Origin of the sequence: Alistipes sp. UBA1686, from assembly GCF_002320215.1 — a bacterium.
Lineage (GTDB): Bacteria > Bacteroidota > Bacteroidia > Bacteroidales > Rikenellaceae > Alistipes > Alistipes onderdonkii.
Map to the genome: position 1 here is coordinate 22,099 of NZ_DCKA01000021.1, position 22,802 is coordinate 44,900.

Annotated in this window: 21 protein-coding genes and 2 pseudogenes; 22 read left to right on the top strand and 1 reads right to left on the bottom strand. The window is 56.8% G+C overall.

Annotated elements, in window-relative coordinates; all coding sequences use genetic code 11:
• Nucleotides 1-2 precede the first annotated feature (2 nt).
• The 19 genes and pseudogenes from B3C38_RS10200 to B3C38_RS12635 all read left to right on the top strand — a co-directional run.
• Nucleotides 3-626 (top strand): hypothetical protein, encoded by a 624-nt coding sequence (locus tag B3C38_RS10200; protein ID WP_286726987.1) that lies wholly within the window; start codon nucleotides 3-5, stop codon nucleotides 624-626.
• On the top strand, nucleotides 610-936 hold the full coding sequence (locus B3C38_RS10205) for a phage head closure protein (protein WP_286726989.1): 327 nt from the start codon (nucleotides 610-612) through the stop codon (nucleotides 934-936). Before B3C38_RS10200 ends, B3C38_RS10205 begins: the two co-directional genes overlap by 17 nt.
• On the top strand, nucleotides 923-1,465 hold the full coding sequence (locus B3C38_RS10210) for an HK97-gp10 family putative phage morphogenesis protein (protein WP_286726991.1): 543 nt from the start codon (nucleotides 923-925) through the stop codon (nucleotides 1,463-1,465). The genes B3C38_RS10205 and B3C38_RS10210 overlap by 14 nt, the downstream gene beginning before the upstream one ends.
• Nucleotides 1,462-1,806, top strand: a complete 345-nt coding sequence (gp17, locus tag B3C38_RS10215) for a tail completion protein gp17 (protein WP_286726992.1) — start codon at nucleotides 1,462-1,464, stop codon at nucleotides 1,804-1,806. The genes B3C38_RS10210 and gp17 overlap by 4 nt, the downstream gene beginning before the upstream one ends.
• A 1-nt stretch (nucleotide 1,807) precedes the next feature.
• The gene (locus B3C38_RS10220) at nucleotides 1,808-2,242 is read left to right on the top strand and encodes a hypothetical protein (protein ID WP_286726994.1); all 435 of its coding nucleotides are present in this window, start codon (nucleotides 1,808-1,810) and stop codon (nucleotides 2,240-2,242) included.
• A gap of 40 nt (nucleotides 2,243-2,282) precedes the next feature.
• Entirely contained in the window at nucleotides 2,283-2,639 is a 357-nt protein-coding gene (locus B3C38_RS10225; RefSeq protein ID WP_286726996.1) for a hypothetical protein, read from the top strand.
• A 50-nt stretch (nucleotides 2,640-2,689) separates the two neighbouring features.
• Nucleotides 2,690-3,028: a hypothetical protein gene (locus tag B3C38_RS10230; RefSeq protein ID WP_156454463.1), complete on the top strand. Its 339-nt coding sequence runs from the start codon at nucleotides 2,690-2,692 to the stop codon at nucleotides 3,026-3,028.
• Entirely contained in the window at nucleotides 3,001-5,466 is a 2,466-nt protein-coding gene (locus tag B3C38_RS10235) for a hypothetical protein (protein WP_286726998.1), read from the top strand. Before B3C38_RS10230 ends, B3C38_RS10235 begins: the two co-directional genes overlap by 28 nt.
• 1,694 nt (nucleotides 5,467-7,160) lie before the next feature.
• Nucleotides 7,161-11,144 carry a carboxypeptidase-like regulatory domain-containing protein gene (locus B3C38_RS10240; RefSeq protein ID WP_286726999.1) on the top strand — a complete coding sequence of 1,328 codons (3,984 nt, stop codon included), beginning with the start codon at nucleotides 7,161-7,163 and terminating at the stop codon, nucleotides 11,142-11,144.
• 66 nt (nucleotides 11,145-11,210) lie between these two features.
• Nucleotides 11,211-12,956 (top strand): hypothetical protein, encoded by a 1,746-nt coding sequence (locus B3C38_RS10245; RefSeq protein WP_286727001.1) that lies wholly within the window; start codon nucleotides 11,211-11,213, stop codon nucleotides 12,954-12,956.
• 12 nt (nucleotides 12,957-12,968) lie between these two features.
• Nucleotides 12,969-14,288, top strand: a complete 1,320-nt coding sequence (locus B3C38_RS10250; protein ID WP_286727003.1) for a hypothetical protein — start codon at nucleotides 12,969-12,971, stop codon at nucleotides 14,286-14,288.
• Nucleotides 14,289-14,299: 11 nt separating this feature from the next.
• On the top strand, nucleotides 14,300-14,560 hold the full coding sequence (locus B3C38_RS10255; RefSeq protein ID WP_286727005.1) for a hypothetical protein: 261 nt from the start codon (nucleotides 14,300-14,302) through the stop codon (nucleotides 14,558-14,560).
• A gap of 3 nt (nucleotides 14,561-14,563) precedes the next feature.
• On the top strand, nucleotides 14,564-15,016 hold the full coding sequence (locus tag B3C38_RS10260; protein ID WP_256166480.1) for a hypothetical protein: 453 nt from the start codon (nucleotides 14,564-14,566) through the stop codon (nucleotides 15,014-15,016).
• A gap of 38 nt (nucleotides 15,017-15,054) precedes the next feature.
• A complete protein-coding gene (locus tag B3C38_RS10265) occupies nucleotides 15,055-15,201 on the top strand; it encodes a hypothetical protein (RefSeq protein WP_256166479.1) in 147 nt (48 codons plus the stop codon).
• Nucleotides 15,201-15,683, top strand: a complete 483-nt coding sequence (locus B3C38_RS10270; RefSeq protein ID WP_286727008.1) for a D-Ala-D-Ala carboxypeptidase family metallohydrolase — start codon at nucleotides 15,201-15,203, stop codon at nucleotides 15,681-15,683. Before B3C38_RS10265 ends, B3C38_RS10270 begins: the two co-directional genes overlap by 1 nt.
• The gene (locus tag B3C38_RS10275; RefSeq protein WP_286727009.1) at nucleotides 15,680-16,186 is read left to right on the top strand and encodes a DUF6808 domain-containing protein; all 507 of its coding nucleotides are present in this window, start codon (nucleotides 15,680-15,682) and stop codon (nucleotides 16,184-16,186) included. Before B3C38_RS10270 ends, B3C38_RS10275 begins: the two co-directional genes overlap by 4 nt.
• 101 nt (nucleotides 16,187-16,287) lie before the next feature.
• Nucleotides 16,288-16,530 (top strand): DUF5678 domain-containing protein, encoded by a 243-nt coding sequence (locus tag B3C38_RS10280; protein ID WP_286727010.1) that lies wholly within the window; start codon nucleotides 16,288-16,290, stop codon nucleotides 16,528-16,530.
• Between the two features lie 146 nt (nucleotides 16,531-16,676).
• Nucleotides 16,677-16,895: pseudogene (locus tag B3C38_RS12630) on the top strand (retroviral-like aspartic protease family protein); the annotation flags it as partial.
• Between the two features lie 126 nt (nucleotides 16,896-17,021).
• Nucleotides 17,022-17,114 (top strand): annotated as a pseudogene (locus B3C38_RS12635) (SEC-C metal-binding domain-containing protein); the annotation flags it as partial.
• 58 nt (nucleotides 17,115-17,172) lie between these two features.
• On the opposite strand, the gene B3C38_RS10290 reads toward B3C38_RS12635, so the two are convergent.
• Nucleotides 17,173-18,342 (bottom strand): site-specific integrase, encoded by a 1,170-nt coding sequence (locus B3C38_RS10290; protein ID WP_286727012.1) that lies wholly within the window; start codon nucleotides 18,340-18,342, stop codon nucleotides 17,173-17,175.
• Between the two features lie 429 nt (nucleotides 18,343-18,771).
• On the opposite strand from B3C38_RS10290, the gene B3C38_RS10295 reads away from it, so the two are divergent.
• The 3 genes from B3C38_RS10295 to nspC all read left to right on the top strand — a co-directional run bounded on the left by B3C38_RS10295 (nucleotide 18,772) and on the right by nspC (nucleotide 22,796).
• The gene (locus B3C38_RS10295; RefSeq protein ID WP_276792941.1) at nucleotides 18,772-19,962 is read left to right on the top strand and encodes a saccharopine dehydrogenase family protein; all 1,191 of its coding nucleotides are present in this window, start codon (nucleotides 18,772-18,774) and stop codon (nucleotides 19,960-19,962) included.
• Between the two features lie 171 nt (nucleotides 19,963-20,133).
• Nucleotides 20,134-21,252, top strand: a complete 1,119-nt coding sequence (locus B3C38_RS10300) for an OmpA family protein (protein ID WP_286727014.1) — start codon at nucleotides 20,134-20,136, stop codon at nucleotides 21,250-21,252.
• A 413-nt stretch (nucleotides 21,253-21,665) separates the two neighbouring features.
• Nucleotides 21,666-22,796, top strand: a complete 1,131-nt coding sequence (gene nspC / locus B3C38_RS10305) for a carboxynorspermidine decarboxylase (protein WP_022333139.1) — start codon at nucleotides 21,666-21,668, stop codon at nucleotides 22,794-22,796.
• The last annotated feature ends 6 nt before the right edge of the window (nucleotides 22,797-22,802 follow it).

The window sequence follows — 22,802 nt, forward strand, 5'->3', positions numbered from 1 at the left end:
CCATGACGAAGAACCGGAAGCAAAAGGAGTATCCGCGCCACCTGATCGAGCGGATCGCCGCCGAGCAGATGCGGGTGGTGCCCGAGGACGGTGAATTGTACGACAATGCGATCCGCAACCTGTATGCGGCGTTCGATATTGCCGAGCAGTACACCAACAGGATCATCGTGCGCAGCGTCGTGACGTTCGGCCTGGCCGCATTGACGTCGCTGGTGGATATTCCGACCGCTCCGGTTCTGTCGGTGGCCTCGATACGGTATTACGATGCCGACGACGTTTTGCAGACACTCGACAGCGGGGATTACGAACTGGTCGCGTCGGAACACAGTACGTCGGTCGAGTTTTTCCGCATCCCTGAATTGTCGTCGCGCCGCAAGCGCAACCGCGTACTGATCGAAACCGTATGCGGGTACAGCGACTATGAGGATGTTGTGACGCGCGAGCCCCTGGATGCCGGCGGGATCGTTCTGCCGGGAAACATCGAGGCTGCCGTGCAACTTCGGGCGGGAACGCTGGCCGAGGCTGACGGCGACGCGATCATCGGCCGCACCATCGGAGCGCTTCCCCTTACCGTCGAGAGATTGTTGAACCCCTACCGCATGGCGCCCTATGGCTGGCAAGATTAAAATTCTGCTGCTGAAACCCGCGGTTCGGCAGGATAGCACCGGCGAACTGGTGGGCGATCCGACGCCGTGGCGTCATTTCTGGGCGACAAAAACCGAGAACGGCGGCCGTGCCAACCTGTATGCCTCGCGCATCGTCCATGAGAACAGCGTCGTATTTTCGGTGCCGTACAACAAGGGGATCACTCCCGACATGCTCGTCGAGGTCGACGGGGAACGTCGCCCTATCGAGGCCGTCTACGAAGAAGGATTCCGGAAAACGACACATATACTTATCACCAAAACCGATATTGACAACAATGCCGGATATTAAGATCGAAGGGTACAAGGAAGCCGTACAGGTTTTCGTGCAGCTCGCCGAGCAGATGCAGAAGCGCATCGTGCGGCAGGTATTGCGCAAATCGGCCCGCCCTATGGTGCTGGCCGCCCGGAGCCGGGCGCCGAAGCGAACCGGGCGGCTTCGCAAGTCGATCCGGGTCGTGTCGTTGAAGAAAGACCGCGTGCCGACCGTGGTGCCGATGGCTATTGCCCCGGTGTTCGACGTCTCGAAGAACGGCAAGGTAAACGCCTTTTATGCGCGGTTCGTGCACGATGGGACGAAGGATCGTTATCCGCGCGCCCTGACCCGCAAGCGGGCAAAGGGGGCGAAAGGTTCCCGTGTGTTGGTGTTCACCGGCTCGCACGGTGAAAAGGTATTCACCCGCTCGGCGCGGGGCTTGTCGCCGAACCCCTTCATGATGCAGGCGTTCCACAGCGCGACCGGTTCTACCGTCGACGATTTCGGTAAGGAGATGGCGGCGGCGGTCGAGAATTTTGCAAACAAAAATTTTGTAAAACTATGATCCCAACCGAGATAATGGTCGACATGCTGTCGGCGGTGCTGTCCAAGGAAAAGATTTATCCCGAGGTGGTGCCGAGTGCCGTGCAGCCGCCGTTTATCCACTATTCCGAGAGTTGCGAACCGACCCCTTCGAAGGATGGGGATGCCGGGGCTGTGACGACCACGGTGGTATCGGTCGCCGCGTCGACGAAGGCCGAGGCCGCACGGTTGGCCGACGCTGTTGTCTCGGCGTTGGATATGCGGGAATACGGGGAGCGTGTTTTCTTCTATCAGGGGCGCGAGTATGTGTTCTTCGATCAGGACAGAATATCCACCTATGACATGACATTTAAAATCTTATAATATGAAAACAGGAAACGGGCGCAGCCTCACGATGTTATGCGCCAACAAAAGCGTCTACCACGCACAAACGCACACCTTCACGATCTCGCCCGAGTTCGAGGAGTGGGAAACCAAGGACACCAAAGGCAAGGAGTTCGAATTGAAAAACCTGGCGTTCTCGGCCTCGGCCGACGGCATCGTCTGCGTGCGGGATACGTCGGAAACGGGCGACAACCTCGATACGCCCGATATGATCGCACAGGCGATCAGCGGGCAGGCGGTCGATGTCGTGGTCGAGCTGACACTGCCCGGCACGACGGCCAAGAAATATACGACCAAGTGTGTCGTGGAGACGTTCGAAGTCAGCGAAACCGTCTCGGAGAAAGCAACCTACAAGGCCTCTTTCAAAGGCTACGGGTTGACGCCGATGGAAGTAGCGCGGACAAACAAGCAATAACCTACGGGCGGAAGGCTCCGCCCGTATATTCCTAAAAACTATGTTGCAACAGATAACAACGAAGGGTGAAACCTATCCGCTGAATTTCGGCATTCGCACGCTGGCGACGACGGCCGACGCTCTCGGGATGAGCCTCGACAAGATGGTGAAGCAATTCCAGATGCCGGACATGAACGTCGGCGACATGATCGGGCTGATCGTGTCCGTATCGGCGGTGGCCATGACCGACGGCGCCCGTAAATCGGGACAACCCCGGCACTACTCCGAGGACGACGTGGTGGATATGATCGACGAGGACGAAACGCTGCTGCCGCAGCTTGTCGCGTTGTTCCGCGCGTCGATAGGTACCGGGCAAAAGGTTTTTCCGATGGCGGCGACCGCAAAGCCCGGCGAGTAAGCCGCCGCAAGGAGAACCCCCGGGAAATATCCTACCGCTCGCTCTATGCCGTGGGTGTCGGGATGATGGGGCTGGCCCCGTCGGAGTTCGACGACATGACGCTCGACGAGTTCGATGCGGCAGAACAGGGATATATTCGCCGTCTGGAAAGCGAATACCGTACGGCAATGGAGGTGCAGCGGTGGGGTAGCTACGTGGTGTCGTCCGCGATGCGGGACTACAAGGGGCAGGGCCCGGGCGAGGCATTGCCTTTCCCGTGGGACGAAAAGCCCCGGACACGGAGGAAAACGGGCAAGTTGTCGAAGAGGGATATCGAGCGGATGGAACGGGAAGCATTGGAGATCGCAAACGGATTTGAAGCATGGCAAAAAAAATCGCGGAACTCCTGATTAAATTGGGAGCCGACACATACGGCTTTAAGGCCATGAGCGGCGAGGTGAAGAAGCAACTGGCGGGACTGAGTAAAGACCTGCAGGGCTTCGGTAAATCCATGTCGCTTTATTTCACCGCGCCGCTCACGGCTGCGGCCGGTGCTTCCGTGCACCTGGCCGATGTGCAGATGCAGGCCGAGCAACGGTTGCTAACGGCACTGAAAGGGCGTGAAAGCGTGCAGAAGCGATTGATAAAACAGGCCGGGGAATTACAGTCCCGGTCGATCTTCGGCGATGAAGTGATTATCGGCCAGCAGGCATTCCTGGCTTCGCTCGGCCTGACCGAACAGCAGATCAACGATACGATCGAGGCGTCGGCACAACTCTCTGCCGCAACGGGCATGACGCTCGACAGCGCCGTCAAGAACCTGGCGAAAACCTACGGCGGGCTGACCGGCGAATTGGGGGAAAGCATTCCGGCGCTGAAACAGTTTACCGCCGAGGAACTGAAAAACGGTGCGGCCGTGCAGTTCGCATTGGACAATTACAAGGGGTTCGCCGAGACGGTCGCACGCACAGGCCTCGGCCCGTTGCAGCAGTTGAAGAACTCTCTGGGTGACCTCGGCGAGGAAATAGGCATGGTCTTGATGCCGGTCGTGAAGGAGATCGTAGGCTGGCTCCAGGAGGCCGTGACGTGGTTGCAGGAACTTCCGTCCGGGACAAAAACGGCGATTGTGGCAGTTGGAGGATTGGTTGCTGCTATCGGCCCGCTATCGATGGCGCTGGGTGCCATCCTCAAGATACTACCGCTTATAAAACCTGCACTTGCCGTGGCATTTGGCCCGGTAGGTATTATCGTTGCGACTGCCACTGCATTGTTCGGGGCGCTTGTCGCGTGGAGACAGGGGGCGGTGGACGCTTCCGATGCGCAGCGGGAATTGAATAGGATTACCTCCGAGACGGAGACGAAAATCGCGGCGGAACGATACGAAATAGACCAGCTATTCGGGCGGCTTGAGGCAGCGACTAAAGGCACTCAGGAGTATGCCGATGCCAAACAGACTATTTTGGACAAATACGGCACTTATCTTTCGAAACTTGGGGATGAGGAAACCGCACTAAACGACGTTGCAGCGGCGTATAGGGCTGTCACGCAAGGGGCCGAGCGGGCCGCTCGGGCTCGTGCAATGGACGCAGCCCTACAATCGACGGCTGATATTTATGCAAAGCAACAGTCCAGGACTTATGATGCGATAAAAGAGACTTTTGAGAAACGTCTCAAGGGGCAAAAAACGTCCAGCGGCGTGGATATGGCTGCGTATGCACTTGCAAAAATACGCCCTGTCGTTATGGAAGGGGCTGAAATCGACGCTGAAACTCGCGGGATCATAAACAAGGTTACAGATCATATCAACGGTGCGGAATGGAATATTGTCGATTATCTCCTAAAACGCCTGCAAGTTGAAAAAGCCAAGGCAGATAAGGCGGTTTCCGACTTGATGTTGAAGTGGGGGAGTCAAGCTGAATCTGGATCGGGCACAATCGCTGATGAAAATGATGACGACGGCAAAACTGGGAACGTTAAGATCGAGAAAACGATCGGTCTGATCGGCCAGTTGCAGGAGAAGATCAGCCAGCTGGAAGATGCGAAGAAGAAAGCTACAAATACCTACGAGATTGCCAACCTCAATAAAGAACTGGAGCAAACCAGGTTGAAGTTGGAGGGTCTGCAAAACACCGGGCAGCTGGGGAGTATCGTCAAGAACCGGAACGGTTTAATGGACAAACCGATCACGCCGCTGCAATTCGATCCGAACGCAATCAATCCGCCCGCTGCCGACTGGGAAGCGGCTGCCGAGAGGTTCAGGCAGAACCTGGGCGATATGAAAGATACGGTACAAGGGGCAATTATGGATTATGGCGCCATGTTGAATAACCTTGTACAAGACCTCGCTTTTGCTTTTGGGGAGGGTTTGGGCAATATTCTGTCCGGGGATGGAGCCTTCGATGATCTTGCTGCCGGGTTTGGGCGTGCCGTCGGGCAATTTTTAGTGTCATTGGGAAAACAGCTTATTGCGACATCCGAGGTGATTGAATCCATAAAAGTTGCATTAAACAGTATATGGGCTACACCGTGGGTCGGATTGGTTGTAGGTGCTGCTGCGATAGCCGCAGGTACGGCAATGATCAGTGCCTTCAAGAGCAACGCAAGTAAAGGTATCGCTCTGGCAAACGGCGGCCTTGCTTATGGGCCTACTATGGCGCTTGTCGGTGATAACCGCGGAGCGGGCAGCGACCCCGAGGTGATTGCGCCGTTGTCGAAACTGAGGCAATACGGGTTTGGGCGCCAATCGCTCGAATTTGTCGGCGGACAGTTCCGTGTGAGCGGTTCCGACCTGTTGCTGGCTATTCGCCGCGAAGATGTGAGAGTGAACTATGTAAATGCAGGGGTGTAATGGCATACGGGCTGAAATATTATATTGACTACCGATCGAAGATGCGCGACCGGTTGCTGTATCGTATCGAGATCGAAGAACGCGGCCTGACGAACGCGATCCCGGCCATGATGCGCCCGCACGACGATGTGTTTACCCTCAAACAGGGCGGAGCGGACGATCCGGAGTATACGGCAATAAAGGGTGGTTCGTTGACGTTGCAGGTACTTTGCGTCAACAGCATGGAATACCTGTCGCTGTTTACCACCGATCCGAGAAAATTCCGCATCACGATCTACGAATGGCGCGCTGATGCGGCCGGACAGCCTGAAAAACGGTTTTTATGGCGAGGATTTCTCGCTGCGAACAGCTATAAGGAGGAATTCGCCCGAGCACCGTATGCAGTGACCCTATCGGCTACGGACGGGTTGTCGTTGCTAAGTGCTATGCCGTTTCGCAATACCGACGGCGTTAAATTCACCGGTGCAACGACGGTGTACGACCTGTTGCAGGAGGCTGTCGAAAATCTCGAACTCGATTTGCCGGTTTGCGAATGGTTGAATCTCGAATCGGACGATTCGACAGCGCCATCCCTGAAAACCATATATATCGACCGCGCCCGCATATATGACATGCAGGATACCGAGGCGACCTGGCGCGATGTGTTGGAACTCTGCGTAGCGCCTTTCGGCGGGCAGATATTCCAGGCCACAGGGATGTACCACCTGCGTACCGTCATGTCGTTACGCAGCCGGATTAGGCCGGCCGCGTTCTTTGCGGATAAGAATAGGCCAGTCGTGCATAACCTGTGGTACGACAAGTGTAAAATGTCCTCTGCGTCGGAGATCAATTTGCTGGCGCCGTATCAGAATGCGGAAATCCAGCTTGCGACCAAGGAGCAAGAAGAGGAAAATTATTATAAACCGCAGGATTGGACGGCTTTGAATACGGTGTGGCAGTTCCGTGTTTTAAAGAATAGGGTATTTCTACATGCTACGCATGGGCGTGTTGAATATCGGTCGGAAACTTATTACCCGGCTGCCAAAATATCTATTAGCATATCGTTCGATGTCTTTAATGCGACGAATTATAAACTGTACGCCAGCTGTCATATCGAATTTCGACAGGGAAGTAATTCGCGTTTTTGGAATATCAGGACGAGTTCATGGGATGAGAAAATTTCCGATGACACAGAGTTGAAAAAAGATATAGCAGGTTCCGATGTTACTGATGCGTCGAATTATTACCCTTTGTCTGGGTTGCAGTCGCAGTCGTTTGATTTTGCCGTAACCAGCATTCCCAACCTGGAAAATAAGGCCGGTCAGCTTATCATTTATTTCTACATTTATGGGTTTGACGGACTTCAAAAGTCATTTATATCGAATATCGCTATTGATAATGACCTTGGCGATAATTCTCCGGATATTTCGGGGGTTAATTTACCGGTAACCTCAGCCAACTCAGGTAAATTTACCTGCTCTGTCCCCGTACGTGACGGTGGGTACAACGCGAATGCAAACGTCATCCTTCCGAACGTGCTGACGGACGCGGCCGGCTCGCCTGTCGTTTCATGGGTCGCCCGGACGGAGCGAGGCTGCATTATGGATATTCTCGCTGATGGCGTGCGTCGTCTGCGGGCGGGAGTTCGGCGACAACTGTACGGAGAATTACAGTGCCCGTTCGCCGTCGACATGAATTCCTTGTTTCGTGACTGGATGTTTACGAAGGCAATCTACTATGTCAATTCGTGGGAGTTGTACGCACCCCGTCAGATATATAAAGTCCAACTGCGCGAGTTGGTCGATACGCAGCGGGTTTACAAGCCGCTCGAATTAACCCCGACACACACGTTTCGTGAATACCAGCGGTTATGTGCGGCTTTGTATGGAACTTTATTTTTCCGGACAGGATTGGTTTCTCACGAGGTCGAATTGTTTGACACGGAAACGGGGGATACGATCCGCTTGCCTTATAGCGCGGAAAAACTGGACATAAGGAAAGGTATAAATTCTGTTGTTATCCAGGTCGGGGACGGTGAACTGTATGCCGTAGATAATGTCGGTACCGTATTGTCTCACCTCGATGCTACTACGGCTGACGTGTTGGCGTACGACAAGGCCCTGTATGATGCCTCCCGCAAAGTGTGGGTTTCATACGACGCCGTTACTGTGGCCGGGAAAACGACGGTAACCGTGTTTACGGATGGCCTGGAAATAGAATCGCAGGATGTGTTCGATATTTCCGTCACCGATATGATGCTTATGTCCAACGGGTACGTCCTGCGGACTGCGACCAATACCTATTGGCACAACTACGAGCTGCATCCCGCAGACGTCTTGCCGGCAATAGACGATGAGTATAATCCTATGACTGCCGCGCCGGTCGAAATGCTGGCCGTCTCCGATTCTCTGGTCGTAGTACGCGATCCCGCTACGGCACGGCCGGCCGTGAGTGTGCGCCGCCGGGTCGGCGGAGAATTGAAATTCAGCGAATCCCTGTTCGCTCTCGACGATGGGATGGGGCAGGTCGTCGCGGCCGATTGCAACAGCGCGATTGCGGCCGTGAAGGTCAACAGCGGCGGCAACTTCTATCTGTCGGCTTACGATGCGAGAAGCAAAGCGCAGTGCAAGATACCGATAGGCGCAGATAGCGACGTGATTGTCTGCGGCCCCTATCTCTGTGTGGTGGCATACAAGGCCGACGGCAGTTACCTGTCCTATGTGTCGTTCGACGATAACGTGGGACTGATCGAAATGCCCGAAGCATCGGTGCAGTTCCGTGTGAAGGTGGTCGACGCGGTGTCCGGGGGCATGCTCCCCGGCGTGCGAATCATCATAAGCCACGGCGATGATGACCTGGTGAGCCTGCACACGGACGAGAAGGGCGCCGTCGTATGGAGCCTCAATGAAGCGCCGGAGGATTGGGAGGATGTCTATGCCGGAACGAAAATACGGGTCAGTATGAAGGCGGACGAACCCCTTGTGCTCCTCGATTCGCAAGGGCGGACGCTGCTCGATTCATTCGGCCGCACGCTGGCTGTGCCTGCCGAGTTCGAACCCTATTTCGAGGGTGAAACGTTTGTTGACCTGACACACTTTCCGACGTCGGTAAAGTCGGGCTACGACCTCACGCTTCGCCTGATCCGCAAGTCAGATTTTGTGCTGTCGCCCACGTCCGTCCACTTGCCCGTCATCGGGGGCTCGCGCAGTGTAGAGGTACAACCGGGCCTGTTCCCGGTCAAACAATACGCGGGCCCGGACTGGCTTCTCGCAACCTTTTCGGGCAATACGGGCATCACGCTTTCTGCCGCCGCGACGCAGTACGAGCGTGATGGCGTCGCCGAGTTCGGGCCGGATGCGTACGGGTGCCTTGGTCGTCGCACGGTCGCCGTGCACCAGGAGGGTACGGCGCTTGCCTCGCGCAAGGTTCGCGTCCGCCTGTCGATCCTGAATCCTTCGGGCAGCCCTGTCACGGCTGCCGCGACGGACATCTACTGGACGCGGCCCGACGGCAGCACGGGGCGGAACAGCTACCGGGGCTTCGACGTCGTGGATTCGCTTATCGACGCGGCCACGGTGCTCTCGTTCCCGCTTCGTGTCACGGTCTCGGAGCCGGGTTTCAAGGAGTACGACCAAAGCGTCGACATCCCCGCGGGCGAGGAGGATTATTCGTACGAAGGAGAGGTGCGCCTGAGCAATGCGGGGCGTTCCCTGCGCCTCGACTTCTCGGTCACCGACCAGGGCGGGCGGCTTCTCTCCGATGCCGAGGCCGTCGTGTTGTATACGCGGTCGGACGGCGAAGAGACCTACTACTCCACCAAGAACGGACGTATTCAGACCACGCTTGCGGACGTCACGACGGCTGCGTTCACGCTGGGCGTCGCTGCGGTGTGCGAGGGCTATGAACCCTATGAGCACACGGTCTCCGTCCCCGAAGGCGATGACGCGTATTCCTATACGGACGACGCCGTGCTGGAAGCCGCTGCCCCCGGAAGCCGCTCGGTGTACCTCGACCTTACGATTACGGACGCTCAGGGCGCCCCGGTCGCTGCGCAGTCCGTGGAGGCGGAGTACACTAAGTCCGACGGCAGTCGGGCGACCTACGCCGGGTCGGGCTCGAAGGTCACCGCCACGCTTACGGACGTCACGACCGGCCGCTTCGCCATGTCGCTCAGGGTGGAGGCCGAGGGCTACGAGCCGTGGAGCGAATCCGTCACCCTCGTCGCGGGTGCCGGGAGCTTCCGGGTCGCCAAGACCGCCACGCTGAATAGCGCCGTGCCGCGCCGCCCGTTGAAACTCCGCCTCACGGTGACGGACGACCAGGGCGCACCGCTTGCGGCCGACGAGGTTACGGCCTCGTATATCCTTCCGTCGGGCGACAGCAAGCTGGAACGCTGGGCCGATACGGACACTGTCGACGTCACGCTGGAAGCCTCCACGGAATATATGACCCTGGGTCTCGCCGCGACCAAGGCCGGGTATGCGGGCGGCAAGAAGCGGGTGGACATCCCCGCCGGCACCGCGGAGTACATCGTGACGGAGGCGCTGCCGCTCACGCTCGGGAGGCGTAACCTGCACGTCGTGCTGTCGATCGAGGACGTGGACGGCAGCCCCCTCGCGGCCGATAAGGTCACCGTCACCACGGAGGACGCCGCGGGCCAAACCGTGACGCGCGAATATACGAATACCTCGGCGGTGGACGATACCATCGCCGACATCCCCACGAGCGGATCGAGCGTCACGGTCACGGCCTCGAAGTCCGGCTACAACGATGGCTGGATTCAGGGGTCTATCCCTTCGGGCAGCTCGGACTACACCTACACCGGGGTCGTTCCCCTGCGCTCGTCGCGTACGGTGGGTGCCGACATCCTCGTGCGGGATGCGAAGGGTTCGCCCGTCGTCGCCGACGAGATCGCCTGCACGTACCTGCAAAGCTCGGGCAATACCAATACGATCCGCACCACGAACAGCAGCCACCTCGACTACGGGGGCTATTCGGACTGCTCGGTGAATGCCTTTACGTCGCGCATCACCGTCACGGCCGCGGACTACGCCGATGCGGTGGAGGAGGTGCCCGTGGAAGCCGGTGCGGATCCCGTTACGATCCGCAAGACTGTCACGCTCTCCCCGGGCTCGCGTTCCCTGCACCTGGACTTCGCGGTCAGGAACGAGCAGGGCGCGGCGGTGGAGGATGCGGTCGTGATAATCCAGTATATGAAGCCTGACGGGAGCGACGAAAACCTGCAATTCACGGGCGGCGTGCATGAGACTTTCGACAATGCGACCATGCAGGGCTTTACGCTCCTGATTATGGCGCATGCCGAGGGCTCGCGCATGCATATGCAGGAGATCGCCGTCCCGGCGGGTAAGGAGGCGTACACCTACGACACGGATGTGGTGCTCTACTACGACTACTCGCCGGGCATTACGCTCGATCCGCCATCCCCGTGGACATCCACTGCACACCTGGGTACGCTCCGCAATACGGGCAACGTCGACCTGGAGCTGCTTTCGGCGCCGGAATGGTGCACTTTCTCCGGGGACGTCCCGGGTACGGTGGCGGTGGGCGAGGGACGTGCCTTTGCCGTCTCGAAGAACGAGACGGGCGGCCGGCGCACGGGGACGATCTCGATGCGGTACCGCAACGTCGAATCGAGTGAGGACGTGACCTACGATGTCGAGGTCTCGCAGGAACCCTGATCGCCGATGTTCCACAAACTAAGCGGTAAATTTACACAGTGCAACCCTAAAACCGAACACAGAGAAATGGCAACTTACCAATTACAAACCACCGGGGAGCAGACCGACGAAGCCCTGCGGCGGGCTCTTCGGCCGCAGAACGCGATGCAGGGGGACAAGACCGCCTCCGGCGCCTATGTGCTTACTAACGCCGAGGGCAAGGCGTTCGACCCGCAGACCTCGGCGTCGGCCGTGCTGATGGGAGACGGCACGACGCTGGATGCGGAGCTGGGCTACAAAGACCACGTAGCCTACATCCTCAAGGACTTTACGAAGAGCTATTATAATAATACGGGCTCGGACATCACGGATCGGAGCATGGTCGTTACGCCTACGCAGTCAGGCGTGACGTCGAATTTCTCCCTGACCAGCCGCATCCCGGTCGCAGCTTCGGACTTTATTTTCGTGCGCATGAAGCTGCGCGTGGACAAAGAGTGCTCTTTGCGGATCATCACCTATTCGGACAATCTCGACCAGCGGGGCCGATGGTTTGCCCTCAAGGCAGACCGCACCTACGAAATCTACTACCGCGGCAAGGCGGCGTCGGTAGCGGGACGGCTGAATGTGGGTATTAGCATACCCGCAGCCACCAATATCGGCCAAAAGGTCACCATCGAGGATTTGATCGTCACGCTCAACAACTATGACGCATGGTGCGACGCCGAGAGCCGGGCCACGCTGAAAAACTTCGACACGGACTCCTTCACCGTGGACGAGGGCGGGACGGGGCATTTCTTCTCGGTCGCGCAGGCGTGCGACTTCGCAAGGGACGCCTTCGATGTCGTGAACAACGCGGTCACGGTGTTTATCCGCAACGGCCTTTACGATCACGAGGCCCCGAAGAATGTGGCGATGGGTTACCCGTATGCGATCATCAACAAGGGGGCGAACCGCATATCGCTTATCGGCGAGAGCCGCGACGGCGTCATCGTCTCGTATGAGAACAACTCCGTGAACCGCGCCAAGATCATCGAGGCGGGCGGCGAATGCACCGTCGCCAACATGACCGTCAACTGCCTGAACGACGAGAGTTATACGGACACCAGCGCCGGCGGCCACCAAGCCTGCTACTGCGTACATGTCGATTCGACATTTGCCGCCACCGAGCGATATTTCACGACGATTCGGAACTGCAAACTCTTCAGTACGTGCCATTCACCCGTCGGCGCGGGCCTTGCCGACAACCAGACCATTCGGTTAGACGGCTGCGAGTGCGTCAGCGACACGCACGTAGGCACTTCGACGGGCGCGGCCACCATCCACGCAAGCACCGATGCTGCGGCGAAAAATATGGCCGTCGAGATCATCGGCTGCCGCCTGCTGTCGCTCGACGGAACCAAAGCGCTCTACATGCCCGACGTGGAGGGCGGCGCTCCCTTCACACAGGTCGACGTCACGCTGCTGGGCAACACCTACTACACGACGGGGCCGGAGATCACCGATGCCGACTTCTTGTCCAGGCACAAGCTCACGCCGTGGTCGGATGCTTCGTTCAGCGAAATTTCGGTTATCGCGCACTCGGACTGCACGCTCGAAGCGCGCGTGACGCACCTCGAAGGGCTGCTCGTGGAAGTGCTCTCGGGCAAAGTGCTGATCCCGGAGTTGCAGGTGAAAAAACTGGGCGTGTGGGACGACAACAACCTGGTCGTCACGGGCGAGGGTGCGCCGACGAAAGCCCCCGACCGCGCGGGGCAGTTCTATGTCGATACGAAGAACAACGCGGTCTACCACTCCGTGGGCAACGGCGCGGTGTCGGACTGGAAGAACGCTTAAACTACATACAACATGTCACAAGTCAACAAATACGCCGACAAGGCGGGTTACACGGCCGACAAGAACCGCAAGGGCACGCAGTCGGCAGTATCATACATCGAGGACGACGGGGCGCTCATCTACGACGGCGTGAACGTCGTGGTGGACAAGCCGGCTGCCGGGGTTGGTGACCTCGCGGTCTTCGACAAGACCACGGGAACTATCCGCTTCGTCAAGGGTGCGACGCTTGTTGCAGAGCAGTTGCCGCCGCAGCTTGTCCCCGTGGCCGTGGTCTACGCCCGGCAGGGCGGGCGGGTGCTGATCGTGTCGCTCCGCAACGCGGCATCCGAAGTTAGATGGGCATATAGCTATGAGGTGGCATTGTCGGGCTTCAACCTCGCCGCGGGCGGTGAATTCACGCTGAACATCTATACCAGCGAATTCTCGTTTACGTACCCTGCGGGTTCGACATTGGCAGACATTGCCGCACTTATAAATTCTAAACCGGAACTCAAAGCTACATACTCCTGGGTGGCCTCGGCCTCCGAAGAGCTTTCCGCGGTTGTCATGACATGTGATGCATGGTCTACGATAGAGGGGTACAAAAAGATTTCGGCAACAGACTGCACGTTGACGCGCCGCGCCGTGGATGTGGATTACCAAAGTATCCTAATCTTGGACACGGGTGAAGCGGAGTATTACATCCGCCGCAAGAATGGTGCGAAAGGGACTGCGGCGGGTGGTGTCCTCGACCAGTTCGCGGAATATTATTCGAAGAGAGGCCAGATAGCCACGGGGCAGAAGCCGGGAAGCAACATAATCATTCAGGAAAGCGTTTTCACCGAAGTCGACAACCCCGATCTGGTTGCCGTGTATCCCACCTACAAGGACTACCTGTTCGCCGAGCACATGGCACAATATCCTACGGCGTTCGGGACGATGTTGCAGGATGGCAAGATCAACACGAACCTGATCGGACGGCTTACCTTCGAGGACATTTATGGTAAGACACAGTACCGCTACCCAGCCGCTGCGGCCGCTCTCGACTTCGGCATCACCGTGGAAGGGATGACGATGGGACTGGAGGCGGGGGCATGGTGGCTGCCGTCGTCGGAAGAGGTCTACCTGCTGATGCACGACAGGGTGCGTTTCGTCGCTGACGTGGAGAAAGACCCCGTAAACCGTACCCTCTTACGCTTGAAAGCTACCATGTGCTATGGTTATAATTATTATGTCCATACTTCGTGCGAGCAGGCGCAGGGAGGCATATTTATTTACAGTGGAGGCGCTGGCACCGTGGGCTATACAGGCAAATGTTTTAAATTTTCCGCCCGTCCGGTCTGCGTCTTATAACTATCAGAATCATGGAAACACAACGACAGATCGACATCCTCGAATCGCGGCAGCTCGAATTACGGGCGATCATGGCCAAATCCGACGACAGGGCGGCCAAATGCATCAAGTCCGGCCTTGACTTCCGGGCTACCTATCCTCTGGATTATGAGGAGTACGAAGCGGCCAACGCGGAGTACAACGCGAACGAAAAGACCCTTGCGGAGCTGAGGGCCCGGCGTGCCGAAGAGCTGGCCGCCGAAGAAACGGTTATGGACTTTCAAAACGGATAAGGCATGGATACCTGGCTGCAATGGATAACGGTGATATTCGGTGCCGGGGGTGTCGGTTACCTGCTTATCGACCGTTTTGCCCGGACACGGGAACAGAAAGGCTCCGATTCGGCGGATATGGTGAGCAAAATAAGCGATGCGTTCGACAAGACGTTGCAGACCACCATGCGCTATTCGCAGGAGGTTATCGACAAGATGAAACAGGACGACGAACGCAACGAACGCCGTTACAAGGAGCTGGAAGTCCGCTATGCGAAACTCGAAACTCGTTTTGACGAAAAAGAGGCCGACCGTGAATACCTCAAGGAGATCGTCAGCCGCTCGGTAGAGTGTAAATTCCTCAAGGAGGGGCATAATAACGAATGCCCGGTATTGCGGGGCAACCAGAAGCGGCTGGCCGCGAAATGCAAATCCTGCTCCGATAAGGTCGAAGAAAAGCGGAAAGCAAACCAATAGCGATATTCGGAAAACTACGAACAAAAACAAAAGGACAAATGAAAAAGAAATGGATCGTATGGAGCATCGTTGCGGCCGTGGCCGTAGTGCTCGGAATCGTATTTCCGCGTTACATCCTCGTGGGGGTTGTTTGTGCTATGGCCGGATGGGTCGGGCATATCCTGTACACTAAACGTTTTGCCTGATGAAGCATTTTACAATGGCGGAGCTCACGCGCTCGGCCACGGCCCGTGCAAAGGGCCTGGACAATACCCCGACGGCGGAACACCGCGTCAATATCGAAATGTCCGTCGCGCAGCTGCTCGACCCGCTGCGGGAGGCGTGGGCGGTGAAATGCGCCAATGAGCAGTGGGGCACGCCTGCAATCCGGGTTTCGTCCGGTTACCGCGGCTTCGCGCTCAACAAAGCCGTCGGGGGCTCTGCGACCTCGGCGCATTGCGTCGGCTTCGCGTTCGACCTGGTGCCGGACAACGGCCGGCTGGCCGACTTCAAGCGCTTTTGCCGTACGTGGCTCAAGGGCCGCGCCTTCGACCAGATGATCTCGGAGGACGAGGATGCCGCCGGCACGCCCCGTTGGGTGCATATAGGCTACAAGAACCGCCAGGGTGGCCAGCGGCGGCAGCTGTTGACCATGCGTGCGGGCAAATATATCCCCATGACGGCATGAAACGCCTGCTCCTCTACCTGCTCGCCGCCCTTGCTGCCGGGGCGCTGCTCTTCGGCTGGGGATACCGCCGGGGCGCCGCGTCGGTGGTTGTCGAAGAAACGACGCGCATCGACACGGTGTTCTACCCGAGACCGGAACCGCTGCCCGGCACGTACCGCTTCGCCGACATCTCGGTGCCGGTGCTGCTCTTCGCGCCGCCCGACACGGTAACGGAGACCGTCGTTGTGAAAGTCGGGGCAGACAGCGTGCAGATGAAGGTGGCGATGGAAACGCGCCCCTACTCGGACAGCACCTACCGGGCACAGGTCAGCGGGCCCCGGATCGGCAACCTGCGGCCGACGCTCGACTGGATAGAAACATACGACCGCACGACCATCCGACAGCAGGTAGTTACCCGGCGAAGCCGCTTCGCCCTGACTGCCGGGGTCGGGGCGGCGTACACGCCGCAAGGGTTCCAGCCCTATGTTGGGGTTGGAATAGGAGTGATACTGTGGCAGTTTTGAGTGCCAATCCATATGATTGAAACAAAAAATACAATATTTCGCATTATAAATTAATATTTTGCGTTATATTTGCACACACAGTATGAAACATATAATGTAATATGTCTGATATTAAATCGTTGTTTCAGTATTATCTTGAACATCAAGATGAGCTCGTTAAAACATATAACGGGAAATATATCGTTATTGTTGATAACGCTGTTGTCGGTTCGTATGATAGGCAAGATGAAGCCTATTTTAGCGCCGAGGCAGAATTTGGGCTAGGAAATTTTTTAGTTCAGTTATGTACTCCGGGCCGTCAGGATTATACCCAACATTTCACTTCTAGAGTTTCATTTTCGTAGCTATTATTAATCCAAACTTGAAACCGACTGCATTTACCCAAAAATATTCTGGCGGGGTTCCTAATAGACTTATATCTTCTTGCGGTGTTTGTAAAGCTTTTCATCCTACAGCAACATCCCGGCCACCAGTAATTAAATTCAATGCCTTGTGGGATACCGGAGCCACTAATTCGGTAATAACAAAGAATGTTGTTGATGCCTTGGGATTAAAGGCAATGGGAGCTATTACCGCATACCATGCTAATGGGGAATATTCTGCGGAAACTTATATGGTTAATATTTTGCTTCCTAATGAGGTGTTTGTGCCCGCACTTAAAGTCACTGAAGGTAAATTGAATGAGTGTGATGTCTTAATTGGAATGGATATTATTTCTCAAGGGGATTTTTCAGTCTGTCATAATGGTGGGAATACTGTATTCACTTTTCAATTGCCCTCTACGCATTGTTGGGATTACGTTGAAGAAGTTAATGCTGCTAATGCTGCTGTTGTAGAACCGCTACGAGCAGAGCCCAAAATTGGGCGCAATAATTTATGCCCTTGTGGATCTGGGAAAAAGTATAAGCATTGTCACGGTAAAAAATAGTAGTTACTTGAGGTTGCATAATTAAAAGCGTGCGCCCCGGAGAAATCCGGGGCGTTTTCTATCGCAATATGGCGGCATATCGTTCTATGGATGTCGTTAGAATCTTCGCGTATATCTGCGTTATTGCGATGTTCTTGTGCCCGAGCATCCGCGCAAGGACTTCGATCGGTACGCCTTTATTCAGCGCAATCGTGGCGAATGTGTGACGCGCAAGGTGCGAGGTGAGGGATTTTCCTATGCCTAATTGCGCTTCGATGACGTGGAGGTAGTCGTTGTACTTCTGGTTAGAGATAATCGGTAATTTGTATCTGTGACGCTTTAATACGTCCATCGCAGGCGGTAATATGGGTGTAAAAAAGGCAGAGCCGGTTTTGAGGCGTTCGCCGTCGATATAGGGGAATTCGTCTTTAAAAACAACGTCCGTTTCGTAGTTAAAGCGCGCCATGTCCGAATATGCAAGGCCGGTGTGGGCGCTGAATACGAACAGGTCGCGTACGTCGCTGAGTTTCGGCGACAGGGTGGCCTCCATGATTTTGTTGACTTCCGCTGCGGTCAGCGGTTTGCGCTCTTTCGATTGTCCTCGTACGTCTTTGAATTTGTTGTAGGGGTTTTCTTTAATGTATCCTAATCGTAATGCCTCCAGGATGTAAGGTTTCAGCCCTTTGTGGTAATTGTGTAGGGTTACTTGGGTGCGTACTGTGGTTTTGTTTCCCGCTTCATCGAATATCTCGGGATCGCCATCGCGTAGGAATATATCGAACCTGCTGATATTTTCTGCTGTTACGGATGCGAACGACCGGATGCGGCCGAACCGTTTCAGTGCGTTGTACACGACAAGTTTGCGCCTGCGGGTCGATTCTTGCATGGTCTGCGTCGTTATGCGTTCATACAAATAATCCAAGAACGAATTACCGCCAAGGCCGGCATCTTGCAATCGGGCGTTGAGAGACGGGAGGTCGATCGGTTCCCCGTTTGCCTCCATACGCAGCAACAACCGTTCATGCTCGTCGCGCATTTTCTCCAACTGTACCGACAGTTGGTGTGCCGCGGGGTGGTTTACGATTTTCCCTTTCTGCCATTGGTGGGGCAGCAGCATAATGTCCGTAGGGATAATTTTCCGCGAGTTGCGGGAGAAGTAGATTTCCAACTCGATCCGTGAGGGATTGGTCGGTGTGGCTTTCTTACGCCTGTCGTAGACAAAGCGTACCGCCTCCTTCGTCTGTTTCATTGTAACGCAGAATTTTGTCCGTGTAACGCATTTTGTACCGCGAATGTCAGAATAGGACGGAATAAGTCGTCACTACGGGCCGGTTTAACAAAAATTAAACCTCTGCGAAATAAGATGTGATTTGCTTGTATCTTCTTGAAAAATAGCGCGATTGTATAAATGTATAACAACCGCGCTATCTCAAACCGAGGTGTTGACCCCTCTTTTTCGTGATCCCGCTGGGGTTATATTTNNTGGGGCTCGAACCCAGGACCCCAACATTAAAAGTGTTGTGCTCTACCAGCTGAGCTACGGAATCTCCGTGTGCCAATCGGAAATTACTTTCCGTTTTGGTGGTGCAAATGTATAGAATATTTTTGTTTTACCAAAATAAAACGATATTTTTGTACTCGTTAATACGAAAAAATAAACTTTAAATCCACAATACCTATGTGTAGAGCGCTAATTATCGGTGCCGGAGGTGTCGGGACGGTCGTCACCCAGAAAATCGCAGCCAATCCCGTCTTTTCGGACGTGATGCTGGCCAGCCGAACCAAATCCAAATGCGATGCCGTTGCGGCGGCCATCGGCGGCAACCGTGTGAAGACCGCCCAGGTCGACGCCGACAATGTGCCGGAGCTCTGCGAGCTGTTCCGCGCCTTCAAACCCGACATCGTCGTCAACGTGGCGCTTCCTTACCAGGATCTGACCATCATGGACGCCTGCCTCGAATGCGGCTGCAATTACCTCGACACGGCCAACTACGAACCCAAGGACGAGGCCCATTTCGAATATTCGTGGCAGTGGGCCTACCAGGATCGTTTCAAGGCCGCCGGGCTCACGGCGATCCTCGGCTGCGGTTTCGACCCGGGCGTGACGGCCATCTTCACGGCCTATGCCGCCAAGCACCATTTCGACGAGATCCACTACCTCGACATCGTGGATTGCAACGCGGGCAACCACGGCATGGCTTTCGCCACGAACTTCAATCCCGAGATCAACATCCGCGAGGTGACGCAGAAAGGGCGTTATTTCGAGAACGGCGAGTGGGTTACCACCGAGCCGCATGAGATACACCGTACGCTCAATTACCCGGGTATCGGCGAGCGCGAGTCGTATGTGATCTACCACGAGGAGCTCGAGTCGCTGGTTAAGAACTATCCGACCATTAAGCGTGCACGTTTCTGGATGACCTTCGGCCAGGAATACCTCACGCACCTGCGCGTCATCCAGAACATCGGCATGGCGCGTATCGACCCGATCATCTACAACGGCGTCGAGATCGTCCCGATCCAGTTCCTCAAGGCGGTGCTTCCCGATCCCAAGTCGCTGGGAGCCAATTACCACGGCCAGACCTCGATCGGCTGCCGTATCCGCGGCATCAAGGACGGCAAGGAGCGTACCTATTATATCTATAACAACTGCGATCACGAACAGGCTTTCCGCGAGACGGGCACGCAGGCCGTCAGCTTCACCACGGGCGTACCGGCAGCGCTGGGCGCGTCGATGTGGGCCAAGGGGCTCTGGCGCGGTGCCGGTGTGTTCAATGTCGAGGAGTTCGATCCCGATCCGTTCCTGGCCGAGTTGGGCGAGCAGGGGCTGCCCTGGCACGAACTGTTCGACGTCGACATCGAGCTCTGACGTGCAGGGCGGTAAAATCCCAAAAAGGGGAGCGGTTCATGGCCGCTCCCCTTTTCGGTCTTATAATGCCGACTTTTCGGCCGCGGCGTTAAACTTGCGCCCCTTTATTGTATTATATATGATACATTTTTATTATCTTTGGGCATCAATTAACCCATTTGAATAGATAGTATGAAAATGAAATGTATCCTATGTGCCGTCGCCGCACTTACAATGTGCTCGACGACCCTGACCGCAGCTTCTGCGGAGGAAAAAGAGAACGTGGAGTTCAAACGCCATTGGTTCCTGCAGGTACAGGCGGGTGCCGCCTATACGCTCGGCGAAGTGGATTTCGGCGAGCTGGTATCTCCGGCCGCAGCGCTGTACGCCGGGCATCGGTTCTCGCCCGTATGGGGTATGCGCTTCGGTCTGAGCGGCTGGCAGAGCAAAGGCGCCTGGGTCTCGCCCGAGTCGGTCTACCAGTATAAATATTTGCAGGGCAACGTCGACGTGACGCTCGACCTGGCCAACCTGTTCGGCAAGTTCAACTACCGCCGCACGGTCAATCCCTACCTGTTCGCGGGTGTCGGTGTGAACGGGGCGTTCGACAACGGCGAGGCCAACGCCCTCGACAACCAGGGCTATGCGCTCCAGAACGTGTGGTCGGGCAGCAAGGTCTTCGTGGCCGGACGCCTGGGGCTGGGCGTCGATTTCCGCTTTTCGGACTGCGTGTCGTTCGGCGTGGAGCTGAATACCAACATGCTTTCCGACAAATACAACTCGAAGAAGGCCGGGAACCTCGACTGGCAGTTCAATGCGCTGGCCGGGTTCACCTTCCGCTTCGGCAAGAACTATAAGAAATCGCGTCCGGCAGTCGCCGCCGCGCCCGTAACCCCCGCCCGGACTACCGAGCCCACGCAAAAGGAGGAACCTGCCGTGCAGGAGCCCGCTCCCGTGCAGGCTCCGGTGACGAAGGCCGCCGAGAAGCCGGCAGCACTGCGTGAAAATATCTTCTTCCGTATCGGTTCGGCGCAGATCCGCACCTCCGAACAGGCGAAGGTCGCAGCGCTTGCCGAGTACCTGAAGGCCAATCCTTCCGCCCGGATCGAGATCGTCGGCTATGCCGATGCCGCTACGGGTTCGCACGCCCTCAACCTGAAACTCTCGCGGCAGCGTGCCGCGGGCGTTGCAGCGGCATTGGAACAGGCCGGCATCGCTGCCGACCGCATCTCTGCCGAGGGCAGGGGCGACACCGTCCAGCCTTTCCCCGGGGTCGAACAGAACCGTGTGAGCATTTGCATCGCCCAATAAACAGGGTGGGGCAGTGTCCCTTGCGGCGGCAGATTTCCTGCCGCCGCTTTTTTTTGCCCCGCATTTCCGCCTCCGCCTCCTCTTTTTACGGTCTACGCCAATGTCTTGCCGTCCGCCGCGCATGTCTGTCCTGTGTGTCGTTTTGCCGTTCGCGCGCCTTCCGGTCGCCATCGCGCCGGCCGTTTCTTGACCCCGTCCGCCGCGTTTCCCGCCTGTACTTCTGCCGTGTCTTTCAGCCGCAGGCCGCAAGACGGTAAGTATAAATACCTATTTCGCCGAAATTCCCCCGCGGGGCGTCATGGTTTAGCCGGTAATTTGCTATTTTTGCATCGTTTTGAGCGTCTCCGCCGTGCCGGGCAGCACCGTTTCCGGGCGGAGGGGACGAGGGATCGAATCCAATTGAAAACATTTCGATGATTGACTTCTTGAAGCTGCCTTCTCCGTGCTACGTCCTCGACGAGACGTTGCTGGATCGCAATCTGGCCGTGATCGACCGCGTGCGCCGCGAGTCGGGCGCCGAAATTATCGTAGCCCTGAAGGCCTGCGCCATGTGGAGCATTTTCCCCGAGCTGGCACGCCATTCCGACGGTGCCACGGCGAGTTCCGCCGCCGAAGCGAGGCTTGTATTCGAGGAGTACGGCAAGCCTGCGCACACCTACGCTCCCGTCTATACCGACCGCAATATCGACGAGATACTCCGTTGCAGCGACCATATCACCTTCAACTCGGTCGCGCAGTTCGGGCGTTTCGGGCCGATGGCGCTGTTGCGCGGCATTTCGTGCGGCCTGCGCATCAACCCGCAGTATTCGCCCGTGGAGACCGACCTTTATAACCCTTGTGTCCCCGGCTCGCGCCTCGGCGTTACGGCCGATGAACTGAACGATCTTCCCGCCGGGATCGACGGGCTGCACTTCCACGTGTTGTGCGAGTCGCGCCCGCACCACCTGAGGCTGGCGCTGGAAGCCGTCGAAAAGCATTTCGGGCAATATCTCGACCGGATCGGGTGGCTCAACATGGGCGGCGGGCACCTGATGACCCACGCCGAATACGACTGCGACGAGCTGATCGCCCTGCTGCGCGATTTCAAGTCCCGCCATCCCCGCCTGCGGCTGATCCTCGAACCGGGCAGCGCCTTCACCTGGAGGACGGGCTGCCTCGTCTCGACGGTCGAGGACATCGTCGAAAATGCCGGCGTGCATACGGCGATGCTCGACGTGTCGTTCGCCTGCCATATGCCCGACTGCCTCGAAATGCCCTATAAACCGGCCATCGTCGGGGCGCACGAACCCGCCGAAGGGGAGAAACGCTGGCGCATGGGCGGCACGAGCTGCCTTGCCGGCGACTACTGCGGCGACTGGGCCTTCGACCACGAACTGAAAGTCGGCGAGCGCATTGTCTTCGAAGATATGATCCACTATACGATGGTCAAGACCACGATGTTCAACGGCGTGGCGCACCCCTCGATCGTCATTGCCCGCCGCGACGGGCGCACGGACGTCATCCGCGAATTCGGCTACGAGGATTTCCGCAACCGCATGTCGTAAATTACA